The sequence below is a fragment of the Rouxiella aceris genome (assembly GCF_012933545.1).
In the GTDB taxonomy this organism is placed as follows: domain Bacteria; phylum Pseudomonadota; class Gammaproteobacteria; order Enterobacterales; family Enterobacteriaceae; genus Rouxiella; species Rouxiella aceris.
The window spans coordinates 46,392-61,400 of sequence record NZ_JAADJU010000016.1 but is presented as its reverse complement, the minus strand read 5'-3'; the positions used below and the strand labels follow the sequence as shown (position 1 = coordinate 61,400).

Here is a 15,009-nt window from a genome sequence, read left to right as displayed (position 1 = left end):
GCATGGGTCCACAAAGTGGCGTCAATTAGCTGAGTGTAGCGAAAAAGATCTCGCCAGGTAAGCGCGCAGGCCAACCGCGGGTGGTTGAATATTATGCCGAAATGTTGCGGAATTAGGCGCGTAGGCGGTTGACAGCGTTTTTCTTCTCGGCGTAACATGCGCGCACTATTATCAATGAGGATTTCCGCCTTGGACGCACCCAGTAGATACTGGCTCAATAACCTGTTTTACAGGTACTACTTCTAAGGCTGTCCTTAACGTTGATGGCCTTATACCCGGTAATTTCGGGTAAAGAGCGGCGTGAAATCCAGCGATTTCGCCAGTGCTCTACAGGGTTGTCAGCGACCGATTTTGTCGCTGTGAGTCAGGCCTGAAACGGGTCTGAAACATAACGGTGATGTTCACCTGTGTTTCCCCTAGTGCTTCAATGCGTTGTCTATACCAGTCACCCTTAGGGAGAACGGGCACATGCTGAGTGCTTTTAAATTAGATAACAGCCGCTTATCCCGTCTGGAACTGGATGAAGCAGATAGCGATCTCACCACCTCGCTGTGGGTCGATTTAGTGGAGCCAGACGAACTGGAGCGCGAGCGTGTACAGCTGGAGCTTGGGCAGAGTCTGGCCACCCGCCCCGAACTGGACGATATCGAAGCGTCAGCGCGTTTCTTTGAAGATGAAGACGGGCTGCATATTCACTCCTTCTTTTATTTTGAAGATGCCGAGGATCACGCAGGCAACAGCACCGTTGCTTTTACTATCCGTGATGGCCGCCTGTTTACCCTGCGCGAACGCGAACTACCGGCGTTTCGTCTCTACCGTATGCGCGCCAGAAACCAGTTGTTGGTCGATGGCAATGCCTACGAACTCCTGCTTGATCTATTTGAAACCAAAATCGAACAGCTGGCGGACGAGATCGAAAATATTTACAGCGATCTGGAAAAGCTTAGCCGGGTGATTATGGAAGGGCATCAGGGCGATGAGTATGATGCCGCGCTGTCGACCCTCGCCGAGTTGGAAGATATTGGCTGGAAAGTACGCCTCTGTCTGATGGATACGCAAAGAGCGCTCAATTTCTTGGTGCGCAAGGCACGTCTGCCCGCCGGGCAGTTGGAACAGGCGCGCGAAGTGCTGCGCGATATCGAATCGCTGTTGCCACACAACGAATCGCTGTTCCAGAAGGTTAACTTCCTGATGCAGGCGGCGATGGGTTTTATCAACATCGAGCAAAACCGTATTATCAAGATCTTCTCGGTGGTGTCCGTGGTCTTTCTGCCGCCGACGCTGGTGGCCTCCAGCTATGGTATGAACTTTGAGTTTATGCCTGAGCTGAAATTCACCTTTGGTTATCCTGCCGCCATTGGCCTGATGCTCCTGGCCGGTCTGGCACCCTATCTCTATTTCAAAAGAAAGAATTGGCTTTAATGACTCTCTTCCCCCGCTGCCAAGGGGGAAGGGCAAAAGCTATCCATTAGCCTGATAAATATGCTAAACCTATCCCTTCTGTTTATTTAACGTAGATACGTGCAATGTCGATGGAAAGGATGGCTGCCGCCGGCCAGTGGTTTATTCTGGTTTTTAGCTCCCTGCTGCTAGGCTTTATCTTTCAGTACTACAATGTTCCCGCCGCACTGTTGCTGGGGCCAATGATTGTTGGCGTGGTGATGGGCCTGCTAGGGGCGACGGTACGTATTCATTCTCTGATGTTTAAAATTGCTCAGGGGGTGCTGGGTTGCATGATTGCACAAACCCTCTCTCCTGCAATTTTGCCCCCTTTGCTGCATGACTGGCTATTGGTGCTGGCGGTGCTGATTTGCACCTTGCTGGCCAGTGGTCTCTCGGGGTGGCTGTTGGTAAAATTTAGCGACTTACCCGGTTCCACCGGTGCCTGGGGTTCTTCGCCTGGCGGTGCCAGCGCCATGGTGGCGATGGCCGGTGATTTTGGTGCCGATGTGCGACTGGTGGCATTTATGCAGTATCTGCGCGTCTTGCTGGTGGCCACCGCCGCGGCTTTTGTTGCCCGTATCAGTATTGGCAATCCGCTCTCCACCGCCGTGGCCATTGACTGGTTCCCCTCTCTGCAATGGGGTTTGCTGGCCACTATCTTATTGGCGCTCTCTGGCGTCTGGCTGGCTCCCAAGCTGCGCATTCCTTCCGGTGCCCTGCTGATCCCGGCGGTGGTGGGTGCCGCTTTACATTCTACCGGTACCCTGGTGATGCCGGTGCCGGAATGGTTGCTGGCCACTGCCTATACTTTTATTGGCTGGACCGTGGGGCTGCGCTTTACCCGTCCTATCTTTAAACTGGCATTGCGCACCCTGCCGCAGATGGTGGCGTCCATTATTGGCTTGATGCTGATTTGCGGTGGCATGGCCTGGGCACTGACCCGGCTGATTGATGTCGATATGTTGACCGCCTATCTGGCAACCAGCCCGGGCGGGCTGGATACCGTGGCGATCATTGCTGCTGGCAGTCACCATGTCGATCTGTCGTTTATTATGGCGATGCAGACACTGCGTCTGCTGACCATTATTGTCAGCGGGCCGGCGATGGCGCGCTTTATTTCACGGCGCGCCGAACCTTCACCTTCTTAACTGGTACTGATGGTGCAGCGCGTCGTAAATAAAGCAGCCGAGACCCGCCCAGATAAAGGCAAAGGTCAGCAACTGCGAGGGATTGACCGACTCGCCGTAAAAGGTTACCGCCAGCAGGAACATCAGGGTTGGCCCGAGATATTGGAAAAACCCCAGCGTTGAGAGCTTTAAGCGGCTGGTTGCTGCGGTAAAAAACAGCAGGGGAACCGTAGTAATAATCCCGGCGGCGGCCAGCAGTAAATTCAGCGACAGCGCATTGGCAGCAAGATTGCTGGTGGCCGAGTGGGCAATGAAAAACAGGTAAATACCTGCCGCCGGCAGTAACCACATGGTTTCAATCAACATGCCCGATTGCGCATCGACGCCAATTTTTTTACGCATCAGCCCGTAAAAGGCAAAGGTCAGAGAGATACCCAGGCCGAGGATTGGCAGCGAACCCAACACCCAGAGTTGTACCACCACCCCGGCAAATGCCAGCACCACCGCCAGCCATTGCAGACGTCGAAAGCGTTCACCAAGAAACAGCATACCCAATAAGACGTTGACCAGCGGATTGATAAAGTAGCCGAGGCTGGCTTCCAGAATATGGTCATGATTGATCGCCCAGATAAACAGTAACCAGTTGCCGCCAACCAGCAAGGCGCTGATCAACAGCATGCCGACTTTTTTCGGGGTGGCCAACACCTGGCGTACGCCTCCCCAACTGCGGCTTAGTGACAGTAAAAACAGCATAAAGAAAAATGACCAGATCACCCGGTGGGTAAGGATCTCTTCGGCGGGAACCTGTTTGAGCAACTTAAAGTAAGCCGGGGCGATCCCCCAGATACAGTAGGCAATAAAGGCAAAAATTACGCCCTGACGGGTGCGTTTGGCATCCATGACAAATATCCTGAAGCAAGTGGGGCATTAGCCAACCAAATAGGTGGCCGTGGCGGTGGCGATGTGCACACCACGCTCATTATGCAGATCTACGCGCGCAACCGAGATTTTATTTCCGGCACGAATCAGCGTACTGCTGGCAATAAAGTTATCGCCGCGTCCCGGACGCAGGTAATCGACGCGCAAATCGATGGTACCCATTTTCGATAACCGCTGACGCAGCTCAGGTTCGAGCAGAGGATGGTCGGGTTTGTCATGGCGGATAAGCGAACTGTTAACACACACCAGACCGGCGGCGACATCCAGCACGGCAGCAATCACCCCGCCGTGTAAAATTTTTTGCGCGGCGTTGCCAACCAGTTTGCCATTATTTTTAAAGGTTAGCTCAATATAGCCAATATCCAGGCGCTGTATTTCCAGGCCCAACTCGCGGTTAAACGGCATATCATAAACAAAAATATCGCCAATCAACTGGCGGGCAGCATCGTGACTCAAGGGGATTGCGGACATGAATATTTCCTGATGACGAATTGATAGGAAGATTCGTTAATTGTGAATTAGTTGTTGATTTTATGCCTCGACATAGGCGATTTCCAGCCCTGTCATGCTATCGCCTTCATCTTTCTCCCTGGATGTTGCCAATAGATTGATGGCGCGTCCTGACACCCTCGGTTCTGCCTCCTGAACTTTGAAAGCTGAATGTTTAATCATTCCGAATTTAATTTATGTGTAAAATGAATCTGGCTTTTAAAAAATTTAAACAAGTATCAGTGTTGCCGCTGACCGGCAAAAAATTTGGGGGTAATGGAAGGATGCGTAATTCTTGGGCGGTTGGTGCGGTGATAATGGCTGCGCCATTACTCAGCTATGCTGATGAAGCAACGATTCAGAAAGTGCATGATACGCCCAGTGTGCGTGGCAGTATTATAGCCAGTATGCTGCAGGAACATGATAACCCGTTTACGCTTTACCCTTATGACTCAAACTACTTGCTTTATACCTACACCAACCATATCAATAAGCAGGCCATTAAGTCCTATGACTGGGCGGATAATGCCAAGCGCGATGAGGTTGAGTTTCAACTGAGCCTGGCCTTTCCTCTGTGGCGCGGTATTGCCGGGGAAAACTCGGTGCTGGGTGCGTCTTACACGCAAAAGTCTTTTTGGCAGCTCTCCAACCGTGCCGAGTCCTCGCCTTTTCGGGAAACCAACTATGAGCCGCAGTTATTCTTAGCCTGGGCTACGGATTACGAGTTCCTCGGCTGGACCCTGCGTGAAGCCGAGTATGGGCTCAACCATGACTCCAATGGCCGTTCGGATCCCACCTCGCGCAGCTGGAACCGGGTTTATGCCCGTTTTATGGCGCAGCACGGTGACTGGCAGGTAGAGATAAAACCCTGGTACCGTATTCCAGAAAGCCAAAATAATGATGATAATCCCGACATAACCAAGTATATGGGTTACTACCAGCTTAAAGTAGGTTACGCCCTGGGCGAAAGTGTGATTAGCGTGACCAGCCGTTATAACTGGAATTCCGGTTACGGCAGCGCGGACTTGGGCTGGAGTTATCCAATTTCACGCCATGTGCGCTTCTACACCCAGGTGTCCAGCGGCTACGGAGAGTCATTGATTGACTACAACTACAAGCAGACTCGCGTCGGTGTTGGTATCATGCTCAACGATATGATGTGACCGACCGATCGGCGCATGCCAGGCCCGGCGCTATGTTGATGTTATCTAAAACATAGTAGTCGGGTGTCATCAATATTGGGGATACGAGTGTCAACGGCGGCAGTGTTAAATAAGGAGTTGCTGGCAGAACAGGTGTTGCGCGATACCTTTGGTTATCAGCAATTTCGACCGGGTCAGCAAACGATCATCAATGCAGCTATCTCCGGGCAGGATTGCCTGGTAGTGATGCCAACCGGCGGCGGCAAGTCGCTGTGTTATCAAATCCCTGCGCTGGTGATGGACGGCCTGACGCTGGTGGTCTCGCCGTTAATCTCTCTGATGAAAGATCAGGTCGATCAACTGATGGCGGCTGGTGTTGAGGCCGGTTGCCTCAACTCGACCCAGACTCGTGAACAACAACTGGAAGTGATGGCCGGTTGTCGCAGTGGTCGCATTAAAATGCTGTATATCGCCCCCGAGCGCCTGACCATGGGGGATTTCCTGGAGCAGTTGCAACAGTGGAATCCGGCGATGCTGGCGGTGGACGAAGCGCACTGTATCTCGCAGTGGGGCCATGATTTCCGTCCCGAGTACCGCGCCCTCGGTCAGCTAAAATTACGTTATCCGCAGTTGCCGGTGATTGCGCTCACCGCCACCGCCGATGATGCCACGCGTAGCGATATTATTCGCCTGCTCGAGCTGAACGATCCGCTGGTGCAGGTCAGCAGCTTTGACCGCCCCAATATTCGCTATACCCTGGTGGAGAAGTTTAAACCGCTCGATCAGCTGTGGCGCTTTGTGCAGGATCAACGGGGTAAAAGCGGGATCATCTATTGCGGCAGCCGGGCCAAGGTGGAAGACACCGCCGCCCGTTTGCAAAGCCGGGGTATCAGCGTCGGGGCCTATCACGCCGGTCTGGACAATGAACGCCGCTCTCAGGTGCAAGAAGCCTTTCAACGCGATGATTTACAGATTGTGGTCGCCACCGTGGCTTTTGGCATGGGCATTAACAAGCCCAATGTGCGTTTTGTGGTGCACTTTGATATCCCGCGCAATATCGAGTCCTACTATCAGGAAACCGGGCGCGCCGGGCGTGATGGCCTGCCCGCAGAAGCCGTGCTGCTGTACGATCCGGCCGATATGGCCTGGCTGCGGCGCTGTCTCGATGAGAAACCTGCCGGTGCGCAGCAAGATGTGGAACGCCATAAACTGAATGCCATGGGCGCTTTTGCCGAAGCGCAAACCTGTCGCCGGTTGGTATTACTCAATTACTTTGGCGAAGGTAAACAGCAACCCTGTGGCAACTGTGATATTTGCCTGGACCCGCCCAAACGCTACGACGGCTTAATGGACGCGCAGAAGGCGCTCTCCTGCGTCTATCGCGTCGGCCAGCGCTTTGGTCTCGGCTATATCGTTGAAGTGCTGCGCGGGGCTAATAATCAGCGTATCCGCGAATATGGACACGATAAGCTGCCGGTCTATGGCATCGGCCGCGAGCAAAGTAATGAGCACTGGATTAGCGTGGTGCGCCAGCTGATCCACCTCGGGATGATCACGCAAAATATTGCCATGCATTCTGCGCTACAGTTAACCGAGGCCGCCAGGCCGGTATTGCGCGGCGAAGTACCCATGCAGCTGGCGGTACCGCGTATTCAGACATTAAAAGTGCGCAGCAGCCATTCGCAAAAAACCTATGGCGGCAATTACGATCGCAAACTCTTTGCCAAGCTGCGTAAGCTGCGTAAATCGCTGGCCGATGAGGGTAACGTCCCGCCTTATGTGGTCTTTAACGATACCACGCTACTGGAAATGGCCGAGCAGTTGCCGGTCAGTCCCGGCGAGCTGTTGGGGATCACCGGCGTGGGTCAGCGCAAGCTGGAGAAATTTGGTCGGCCGTTTATGGCGGTGATCAAAGAGCATATTGATAACGGTGACGATTAATCGGTTTGCTCGGTTGATGTCGTCACATACTCGGTCTTGCAGGTTTCATCAGGGAGAATGTCAGTTATGTTAATGCTATTTTTAACCGTTGCCGTGGTCCATTTAGTCGCCTTATTGAGTCCGGGGCCAGACTTCTTTTTTGTTTCGCAAACGGCGGTAAGCCGCTCGCGTAAAGAAGCGATGATGGGCGTATTGGGTATTACGCTGGGGGTGCTGATATGGGCGGGCGTTGCGCTGATGGGGCTGCACCTGCTGCTGCAAAAAATGGCCTGGCTGCATCAGATTATTACCGTTGGTGGCGGCTTGTATCTGTGCTGGATGGGCTGGCAACTGTTGCGTTCTGCACGGGCCAAAAAATCAGCCACAGCGACAGATGAGCAGCCGGTGGTGTTACCGGCACGTGGCAAGACATTTATGCGCGGCCTGTTGACCAACCTGTCCAATCCGAAAGCCATTATCTATTTTGGCAGCGTGTTTTCGCTGTTTGTTGGTGATAGCGTTGGCGGCGCTGAGCGCTGGGGGATTTTTGCGCTGATTTGCCTGGAAACCCTGGCCTGGTTCTCAGTGGTGGCGCTGGTGTTTGCCCTGCCGGTGATGCGCCGTGGTTATCAACGGCTGGCGAAATGGATTGATGGCGTGGCCGGGGTGTTATTTGCCGGTATTGGTATCCATTTGATTATTTCCCGCTAAGGATTCACCCCAGGCATACCTATTGCTGTGCGCCTGGGGTGAGTGCTGTTTGTACCACCGGTCAGATTTTGCGTGCCGAAGCCAGCAGTAAACCGACCAGCACAAACAGCGAACCAAAAATCCGATTTAACAGCGTCATCTGTTTGGGTGCCTTGATCCAGCCGGCAATGCGTTTGGCCAGCGTGGCATAACCGATCATCACGATAATATCGACAAGCACCGTCGTTACGCCCAGCACCACATACTGCGCTGCCTGCGGCTGATGCGCGATGATAAATTGCGGAAACAGGGCGGCGAGAAAGACAATGCTTTTCGGGTTGGTGAGATTGACCAGCACCGCGCGTTTAAACAGTTTGCGGCGCGGCATACTGCCCGACAGGGCTTTTAAATCAATGGCCCCGGCGGCGCGCCACTGCACAATACCGAGCCAAATCAGATAGGCGGCACCCAGCCATTTCAGGATCTCAAAGGCGAGCAGCGACTGGGAGATTAACGCCCCCAGACCAATGCCAACCAGCACGATATGAATCGACAGGCCCAGCTGCAATCCGGCAATAGAAGCCACCGCCCCGCGATAGCCGTGGCTGATGCCGGTACTCATGGTATTGATGGCACCGGATCCCGGTGACAGGCTTAAAATCGAGGTCGTCAGCAGATAGGTCAGCCACCAATCCCATGTCATTGCATTACTCCCTGAGTTTAGGTTGCCGGAGCGGTTTCCCCCGGCTGGAAATCTATTGGAACAGGTCATTTTGTGGCACAATACGCTATTGTTTGAACTTGCGCTACGTCCCGAAATTACTTATTTCTTCATACGGTTTATTTGCTCCTGGAACACTCGATGTCATCAAATTATGAGCAGTGGTTAACCCGAGAGCGCGGATTTTCCGCCTTTGCCACCGGGCCATTACTGGACTTCTGGCAGGGAAGGGAAGAAGCAGAGTTTTTGGGGGTCGATGAGGTGGCGATCCGTTATGTCCGCTTTTGTTCACCCGAGCATGATAAAGTCATCCTGGTGTCCACCGGACGTATCGAAAGCTATGTAAAGTATCCTGAACTGGCTTACGACCTGTTCCATAGCGGCTATGATGTGATGATTGTCGATCATCGTGGTCAGGGACGTTCCGGGCGTCTGCTGGACGATCCCCATCGTGGCCATGTTCAGTCTTTCGACGACTACGTGACGGATTTGGCGACCTTTTACCAGTTGGAAATTGCCCCGCGGCAGTACGCCAAAAAGTTTGCCTTGGCCCACTCGATGGGCGGCGCCATTCTCGCGCTGTTTCTTGCCCGGCAACCCGACAGTTTCGACGCTGCGGCGCTGTGCGCGCCAATGACCGGCATCTATATTCGTATGCCCGGCTGGCTGACGCGACGTATTCTCGACTGGGCGGAATATCGCCCGCTTTACCGCGATGGCTACGCGCTCGGCACCGGGCATTGGCGTCCATTGCCTTTTGTGGTCAATCGCCTGACCCACAGCCGGGAACGCTATCGCCGCAATCAACGCTTTTATGCCGATTATCCCGAACTGCAGGTCGGCGGCCCCACTTATCATTGGGTACGGGAAAGCCTGCAGGCGGGGATACAAATTCTGCAAGAAGCCCAAAATATCACTACACCGCTATTATTATTGCAGGCGAGTGAGGATCATGTTGTCGATAACCGATCCCACCTTGCCTTTTGTCAGGCCATGGCCATTGCCGGACATCCTTGTGAAGGGGATAAACCCTTGGTCATTGAAGGCGCGCGCCATGAGATCCTGTTTGAACGGGACGATATGCGGGCACAGGCGTTAGACGCCATCCTGCGCTTTTTTGCGCGACAGAAGTAGGCTGTGCTTGATGCTGATACAGCCTGACCCGCGTGTCACCGCGCATAACTCCACCAGAGGTTAGATCTTACCGCTATGTATCATGTTGTTGCTTCCGATTTAGATGGCACCCTGCTGTCACCCGACCACTCCCTGAGTCCATTCGCCAAAGAGACCCTGCAACTGCTGACCCAGCGGGATATCCACTTTGTCTTTGCCACCGGCCGTCACCACGTTGATGTGGCGCAGATGCGCGATGGCCTGGGGATCAGCGCCTATATGATCACTTCTAACGGTGCTCGCGTGCATAACACCGACGGTGAGCTGATCTTCAGCCATAACCTCGACGCCGATATTGCTGAAGATCTGTTTGGCATTGTCCATCATCAAGCCGACATTCTGACCAATGTGTACCGCAATGACGATTGGTATATGAACCGCGATCGTCTCGATCAGAATGATTTCTTTAAAGAATCCATCTTCAAATATAAAGTCTATCAGCAGGGGATGCTGGAGACAGACGGCATCTGCAAGGTCTATTTTACCTGCGAAGACCATGAAAAACTGCTGCCGCTGGAAGCAGCAATCAACGCGCGCTGGGGCGATCGGGTCAATGTCAGTTTCTCATTGCCGGTCTGTCTGGAAGTGATGGCCGGTGGCGTATCCAAAGGGCATGCGCTGGAATACGTTGCCAAGCTGATGGGTTATTCGTTAAAGGACTGCATTGCTTTTGGTGACGGGATGAACGATCTCGAAATGCTGAATATGTCCGGTAAAGGCTGCCTGATGAGCGGCTCATTGCCACGTTTGAAAATGGCGCTGCCGGATGCCGAAATCATCGGCTCCAACGCCGATAACGCGGTTCCCCATTACCTGCGCAAAATGTATTTAAACCCGTCGCGCTAGGGGTAAAGCGCGCGGAGGGAGACCCTCCGCGTGCCAAGTGCATAACAAAACGCTTATTGCAGTTTCAAGGTATTGACGATGGCCTGGGCATTGGTCTGCGCTTGCTGCTGATCGTCCGCAGGCACTGTGATTTGCATGGTCATCAGATGATTGGCAACTTTAGCCAGCACGATAGACGAATAGGCTTTCTGACCGGCTGCATTGATCACGCTGTCAAACTGTTGCAGCGTTTGGCCGTTGATCTGAATGGCCTTGTTGCTGACCACCTGCAGATTGGTATCACGGGCGCGCTGTTGCTGTTCAAGACGGTTGGCCAGCACGTCGAGGGCGTCCGGCGTATTGTCGCCTAAAATCACGATCACCGCTTTCTGTCCGCTTTTATCGGCATAAACATGCATATTATTGGCTTGCGTACCCAGCTTACCGCTCTGGTCGCTCATGCCTTGTGGTAACGAAAAGATCACTTTACCGTCAAGCAGGCTGATAGGTTGCACAGGCGCTGCGGCTGTGGGTGTCGCCCCTTTGTCCGTCGAAGCGGTTTTATTGTCAGTTTTGCCATCGCAAGCTGCCAGGCCAGTGACCAGCAGTGTTATTCCCATAATCCGGGCTAATTTGTGCATAGGGCTTCCTTTAAGTTTCACGCATCCTATCCCGGTTACGCTAAGAGATAACCGGGATAGCTTATTGACTTCATGGCCTTTATGGCACCCTATTCAAGAGCGAAAAGCAAGTCAGATATTGGCGGGTTTTCTGGCATCCTGAAAGGATACCGCTTCGCTTTTACCGGAATCAGCCAGGCGCTTAAGCAGGACATTGAGCAGCATACCGTACATTGGCAGGAAGAATATAAGACAAATCAGCAATTTGAAACTGTAATCCACCAGCGCAATTTCTACCCAATATTGGGCCATAAAGGCGTCGCTGCTTTTGTAAAAAGCGATAAAGAAGAACGCCAGCGTATCGCTGATATTTCCCAGGAACATCGCCGCCGTCGGGGCAACCCACCAGCTGTTGCGCTGACGCAGGCGGTTAAATACCTGAACATCGAGGATTTGCCCGAGCACATACGCCATAAAGCTGGCGCTGGCGATACGAGCGACCATCACATTCAGACTGCCCAGTGACTCCCACCCTTGCCAGCTCCCCTGAAAGAACAGCGCAGAGATAAAATAGGAAATCACCAAGGCCGGCATCATAACGCAAAGGATAATGCGGCGCGCCAGCGGGGCACCAAAAATCCGTACCGTCAGATCGGTAGCCAGGAAAATAAAGGGAAAGGTAAAGGCTCCCCAGGTCGTGGTAAACCCGAAGATCGATACAGGTAACTGCACCAGATAATTACTGGAGGTGATAATGGCGATATGGAATAGCGATAGCCATATCAACGCAATAAAGCGCTGTTGTGCGGAAAAAGCGTACATAGATTGTGACCTTTTTAGTGGTTGGGGTGAGGGAACCCAATAACTCGACTGATTAAACGCTGTACAAAAAACGGTGATTTTACTACCGCGGCGCGCATACTACCCTTTTCCGGGCCGTTTGCGCAACTGCAATGATACGGCAGGACAGTGGCGCTTGCACTGGCGAATTTGCCGGGTAAACTGACGCGGCTTACTGTTTGAAAGGGGAGAGCGTATTAATGACAGATCAATTTCAAGAGGCAGATCACCAGTTAGATGCCCTGGGTTTACGTTGCCCCGAACCGGTGATGATGGTGCGTAAAACCATCCGTAAAATGCATGACGGGGAAACCCTGCTGATCCTCGCCGACGATCCGGCAACTACCCGTGATATTCCCGGTTTTTGCCGCTTTATGGAACATACCCTGCTTGCCGCCGACACCGGGCAGTTGCCCTACCGCTATCTGCTGAAAAAAGGCATGGCCTGAGTTGGTGACCAAGTGGTCTTGCTGATCGAGATACTCGGGCATAGCCTGCTACTTTGTGCTTAACGTCTCTATTGGCGGTCATTGCCTGGTCCATAAAAAGTCTATATTTGAACCTTACGCTGTCCGCTTGCGCAAAAGAGGTGTGTAGGAGGCAAATACCAACGATTAGTTTTGTCAAAAAGCACGCCGCTGCCCTGGATCTCTCCGAACCTATTCTGGTTACCCAAAACGGGGACCCTGCCAGCCTGCAGGATCCCTTGCTATTACGATCTTTTCCTCAGCAGGCGCAGCGCATTGGCGGTGACCAGCGCGGTGGCTCCGGAATCGGCCAATACCGCCAGCCACAGACCGGTTAGACCCAGCAGCGTCGTGACCAGAAACAGCGCCTTAAGACCCAGAGCAATGGAGATATTCTGACGGATATTGGCGCGGGTTGCCCGCGATAACCGGATCATCTCCGCCAGCCCGTTCAGGCGATTATGGGTCAATGCCGCATCGGCTGTTTCCAGCGCCACGTCGGTGCCACTGCCCATGGCAATACCAATTCGTGCCGCCTTCATCGCCGGGGCGTCATTGATACCGTCGCCGACCATGGCCGTGACCTGCGTCTGGCTGATTTCGGCCACCACCTGCACCTTATCTGCCGGTAACAGTCCGGCGCGGAAATCGATCCCCAGTTTCTCGGCTATGCTACGTGCTGCCAGCGGGTTATCCCCGGTCAGCATCAGCGTCTTGATGCCGAGACTTTTCAACGCCGCCAGGGCGCTAATGGCATCGTCTCGCAGCTTGTCCTGCATTGCCAGCAAACCGAGCAGGCGCTGTTCTTCCATCACCACAACCACGGTTTTACCCGCCGCTTCCAGGGCACTAATCTGCGTCACAACTTCGTCGGTCAGGGTCGCATGCGGCAGGTGCTTGGGGGCGGCAACCAAAATACGCTGACCATTAACCCAACCTTCGACGCCAATACCCGCCAGTGCGCGACGACGTTCGGCCACCAGCGTCTGCTGTGGTGGCGCGGCCTGAATAATGGCTTTAGCCAGTGGATGGTGCGATCCAGCTTCTACCGCCGCTGCGACCGCCAGCAGATGTTCTATGGCAATATCTGCCAGCGGCAGTGTATCGGTGACCACCGGCTTGCCTTCGGTCAGGGTGCCGGTTTTATCCAGGGCAATAGTTTCTACCAGCGCCAGTTGTTCCAGTGCCGCACCGCCTTTAATCAGTGCTCCCTGGCGGGTGGCCGCGGCCAACGCAGAAGTGATGGCGGCAGGGGTTGAGATCACCAGAGCACAAGGACAACCAATCAGCAGCAGCGTTAACCCGCGATAGATCCAGGTTTCCCACGGCAGTCCCATCGCCAGCGGTGGTATAAGGATCACCAGCAGCGCCATCAGCATAATCGCCGGGGTGTAATAGCGGCTAAAGCTATCGAGAAAACGCTCAATCGGCGCACGGCGCTCTTCAGCTTCTTCAATCAGTTGCAGAATGCGGTCAATAGCGCTTTGCCCGGGAGCGGAAACCACCTGCAACTGCGCCACATTGTCGACACACAAACTGCCAGCCGGCACTTTCTCACCAGGCTGGCGCTCTACCGGCATGGATTCACCGGTGAGGGCGCTCTCGTCAAAGCTGGCTGCGGCCTGTAGCAACAGCGCATCTACCGGCAGACGACCACCGGCCGCCACTTCGAGGATATCACCGGGACGCAGGCTGGCAACCGGCACTGATAGCAGCTTGCCAGCGACGATTTTTTGCGCGCTGTCGGGGATCAGCGCCATCAGACTCTTCACACCGCTACGGGCACGATTGGCGGCAAAAGCTTCCAGTTTCTCGCCAATCATAAACAGCAGCAGCACCATGGCAGCTTCGGCAGTCGCGCCAATAAATAGCGCACCGATGGCGGCAATACTCATCAAGGTTTCAATAGCAAAGGGGCTGCCGCTGCGGGTCAGTTTGATCGCCTGGCGCAGCACCGGCCACAGACCGACCAGGGTGGTCAGTGTGAAGGCGAGGGTGCCCCACTGGACATTGACCTGCGCCAGCAACGCACTAAGCAGCATCAGCAAGACCAGCGCAATCAGCGTGGCATTTTCTTTTAGCCAGGAAGGTGCTGCAGCAACGGGGCCTGCGGGGGTATCAAGGCTTTGTAGTGTAAAACCGGCAGCAATAACGGCCTGGCTAATCTGTGGGGAAATATCCTGCTCGCTATCGACGATCAGTTTCTCGGTAGCGAATAGCACTTTGACCTGGCTGACATGGGGCAGATTTTTGACCGCATTCTCGATTTTACGAGCGCAGCTGGCGCAATCCATACCTGACACCAGCCAGCTAAAACGCCGGGTATCAGCCTGTTCTGTGGCAGTTGTCGCGGGACCTTCTTCGTCACCGCCGCCGTCATCATGGGCGTTGCTGCTACAGCAATCCCCTTTTGTAGGTGAGTGCTCACTAGATTCACTGCTGCAACAGGATGCGCCCGCGACCGGGGCTGAACCACTGCAACAATCCACCGGATGCGGGCCTGCTGCCGGCATCGGCGCCATTGACCGAAAAGTGGGCGCACGAGAGGTTGAGGAGTGGCAGCTTGCGCCGCAGCTTTTTGAATGTTGATGCTGTTGGGGTGACATATTGCCT

General features: G+C 54.0%; 14 protein-coding genes. 8 read left to right on the top strand and 6 right to left on the bottom strand.

Annotated elements, in window-relative coordinates; genetic code table 11:
• Positions 1-468 precede the first annotated feature (468 nt).
• Positions 469-1,422 carry a magnesium/cobalt transporter CorA gene (gene corA / locus GW590_RS22785; protein ID WP_169405376.1) on the top strand — a complete coding sequence of 318 codons (954 nt, stop codon included), beginning with the start codon at positions 469-471 and terminating at the stop codon, positions 1,420-1,422.
• Between the two features lie 110 nt (positions 1,423-1,532).
• A complete protein-coding gene (locus tag GW590_RS22780) occupies positions 1,533-2,591 on the top strand; it encodes an AbrB family transcriptional regulator (RefSeq protein WP_169405424.1) in 1,059 nt (352 codons plus the stop codon).
• Here the strand turns inward: GW590_RS22780 and rarD are convergent.
• Positions 2,580-3,470, bottom strand: a complete 891-nt coding sequence (gene rarD, locus GW590_RS22775) for an EamA family transporter RarD (RefSeq protein WP_169405375.1) — start codon at positions 3,468-3,470, stop codon at positions 2,580-2,582. The two genes, GW590_RS22780 and rarD, sit on opposite strands and share 12 nt — an antisense overlap.
• 27 nt (positions 3,471-3,497) lie before the next feature.
• Positions 3,498-3,980, bottom strand: a complete 483-nt coding sequence (locus GW590_RS22770; RefSeq protein ID WP_169405374.1) for a thioesterase family protein — start codon at positions 3,978-3,980, stop codon at positions 3,498-3,500.
• Positions 3,981-4,282: 302 nt separating this feature from the next.
• On the opposite strand from GW590_RS22770, the gene pldA reads away from it, so the two are divergent.
• The 3 genes from pldA to rhtC all read left to right on the top strand — a co-directional run bounded on the left by pldA (position 4,283) and on the right by rhtC (position 7,771).
• Positions 4,283-5,161, top strand: a complete 879-nt coding sequence (pldA, locus tag GW590_RS22765; protein ID WP_169405373.1) for a phospholipase A — start codon at positions 4,283-4,285, stop codon at positions 5,159-5,161.
• 87 nt (positions 5,162-5,248) lie between these two features.
• Positions 5,249-7,081: an ATP-dependent DNA helicase RecQ gene (gene recQ, locus GW590_RS22760; protein WP_169405372.1), complete on the top strand. Its 1,833-nt coding sequence runs from the start codon at positions 5,249-5,251 to the stop codon at positions 7,079-7,081.
• Between the two features lie 66 nt (positions 7,082-7,147).
• Positions 7,148-7,771, top strand: coding sequence for a threonine export protein RhtC (gene rhtC, locus GW590_RS22755; protein ID WP_169405371.1), 624 nt, complete (start codon positions 7,148-7,150; stop codon positions 7,769-7,771).
• A 61-nt stretch (positions 7,772-7,832) separates the two neighbouring features.
• On the opposite strand, the gene rhtB is transcribed toward rhtC, so the two are convergent.
• Positions 7,833-8,453 carry a homoserine/homoserine lactone efflux protein gene (gene rhtB / locus GW590_RS22750; RefSeq protein ID WP_169405370.1) on the bottom strand — a complete coding sequence of 207 codons (621 nt, stop codon included), beginning with the start codon at positions 8,451-8,453 and terminating at the stop codon, positions 7,833-7,835.
• A 159-nt stretch (positions 8,454-8,612) separates the two neighbouring features.
• Between rhtB and pldB the strand changes: the two genes are divergently transcribed.
• Both pldB and yigL read left to right on the top strand, forming a co-directional pair.
• Complete coding sequence (gene pldB / locus GW590_RS22745; protein WP_169405369.1) at positions 8,613-9,605, top strand: lysophospholipase L2; 993 nt, start codon at positions 8,613-8,615, stop codon at positions 9,603-9,605.
• A 75-nt stretch (positions 9,606-9,680) separates the two neighbouring features.
• Positions 9,681-10,490 carry a sugar/pyridoxal phosphate phosphatase YigL gene (gene yigL, locus GW590_RS22740; RefSeq protein WP_169405368.1) on the top strand — a complete coding sequence of 270 codons (810 nt, stop codon included), beginning with the start codon at positions 9,681-9,683 and terminating at the stop codon, positions 10,488-10,490.
• Between the two features lie 53 nt (positions 10,491-10,543).
• On the opposite strand, the gene GW590_RS22735 is transcribed toward yigL, so the two are convergent.
• Complete coding sequence (locus tag GW590_RS22735; protein WP_169405367.1) at positions 10,544-11,110, bottom strand: DcrB family lipoprotein; 567 nt, start codon at positions 11,108-11,110, stop codon at positions 10,544-10,546.
• A gap of 111 nt (positions 11,111-11,221) precedes the next feature.
• Positions 11,222-11,911: a 7-cyano-7-deazaguanine/7-aminomethyl-7-deazaguanine transporter gene (locus GW590_RS22730; protein WP_169405366.1), complete on the bottom strand. Its 690-nt coding sequence runs from the start codon at positions 11,909-11,911 to the stop codon at positions 11,222-11,224.
• A 218-nt stretch (positions 11,912-12,129) separates the two neighbouring features.
• Between GW590_RS22730 and tusA the strand changes: the two genes are divergently transcribed.
• The gene (gene tusA, locus GW590_RS22725; RefSeq protein WP_169405365.1) at positions 12,130-12,378 is read left to right on the top strand and encodes a sulfurtransferase TusA; all 249 of its coding nucleotides are present in this window, start codon (positions 12,130-12,132) and stop codon (positions 12,376-12,378) included.
• A gap of 263 nt (positions 12,379-12,641) precedes the next feature.
• On the opposite strand, the gene GW590_RS22720 is transcribed toward tusA, so the two are convergent.
• Complete coding sequence (locus GW590_RS22720; RefSeq protein WP_169405364.1) at positions 12,642-15,002, bottom strand: zinc/cadmium/mercury/lead-transporting ATPase; 2,361 nt, start codon at positions 15,000-15,002, stop codon at positions 12,642-12,644.
• Positions 15,003-15,009 lie beyond the last annotated feature (7 nt).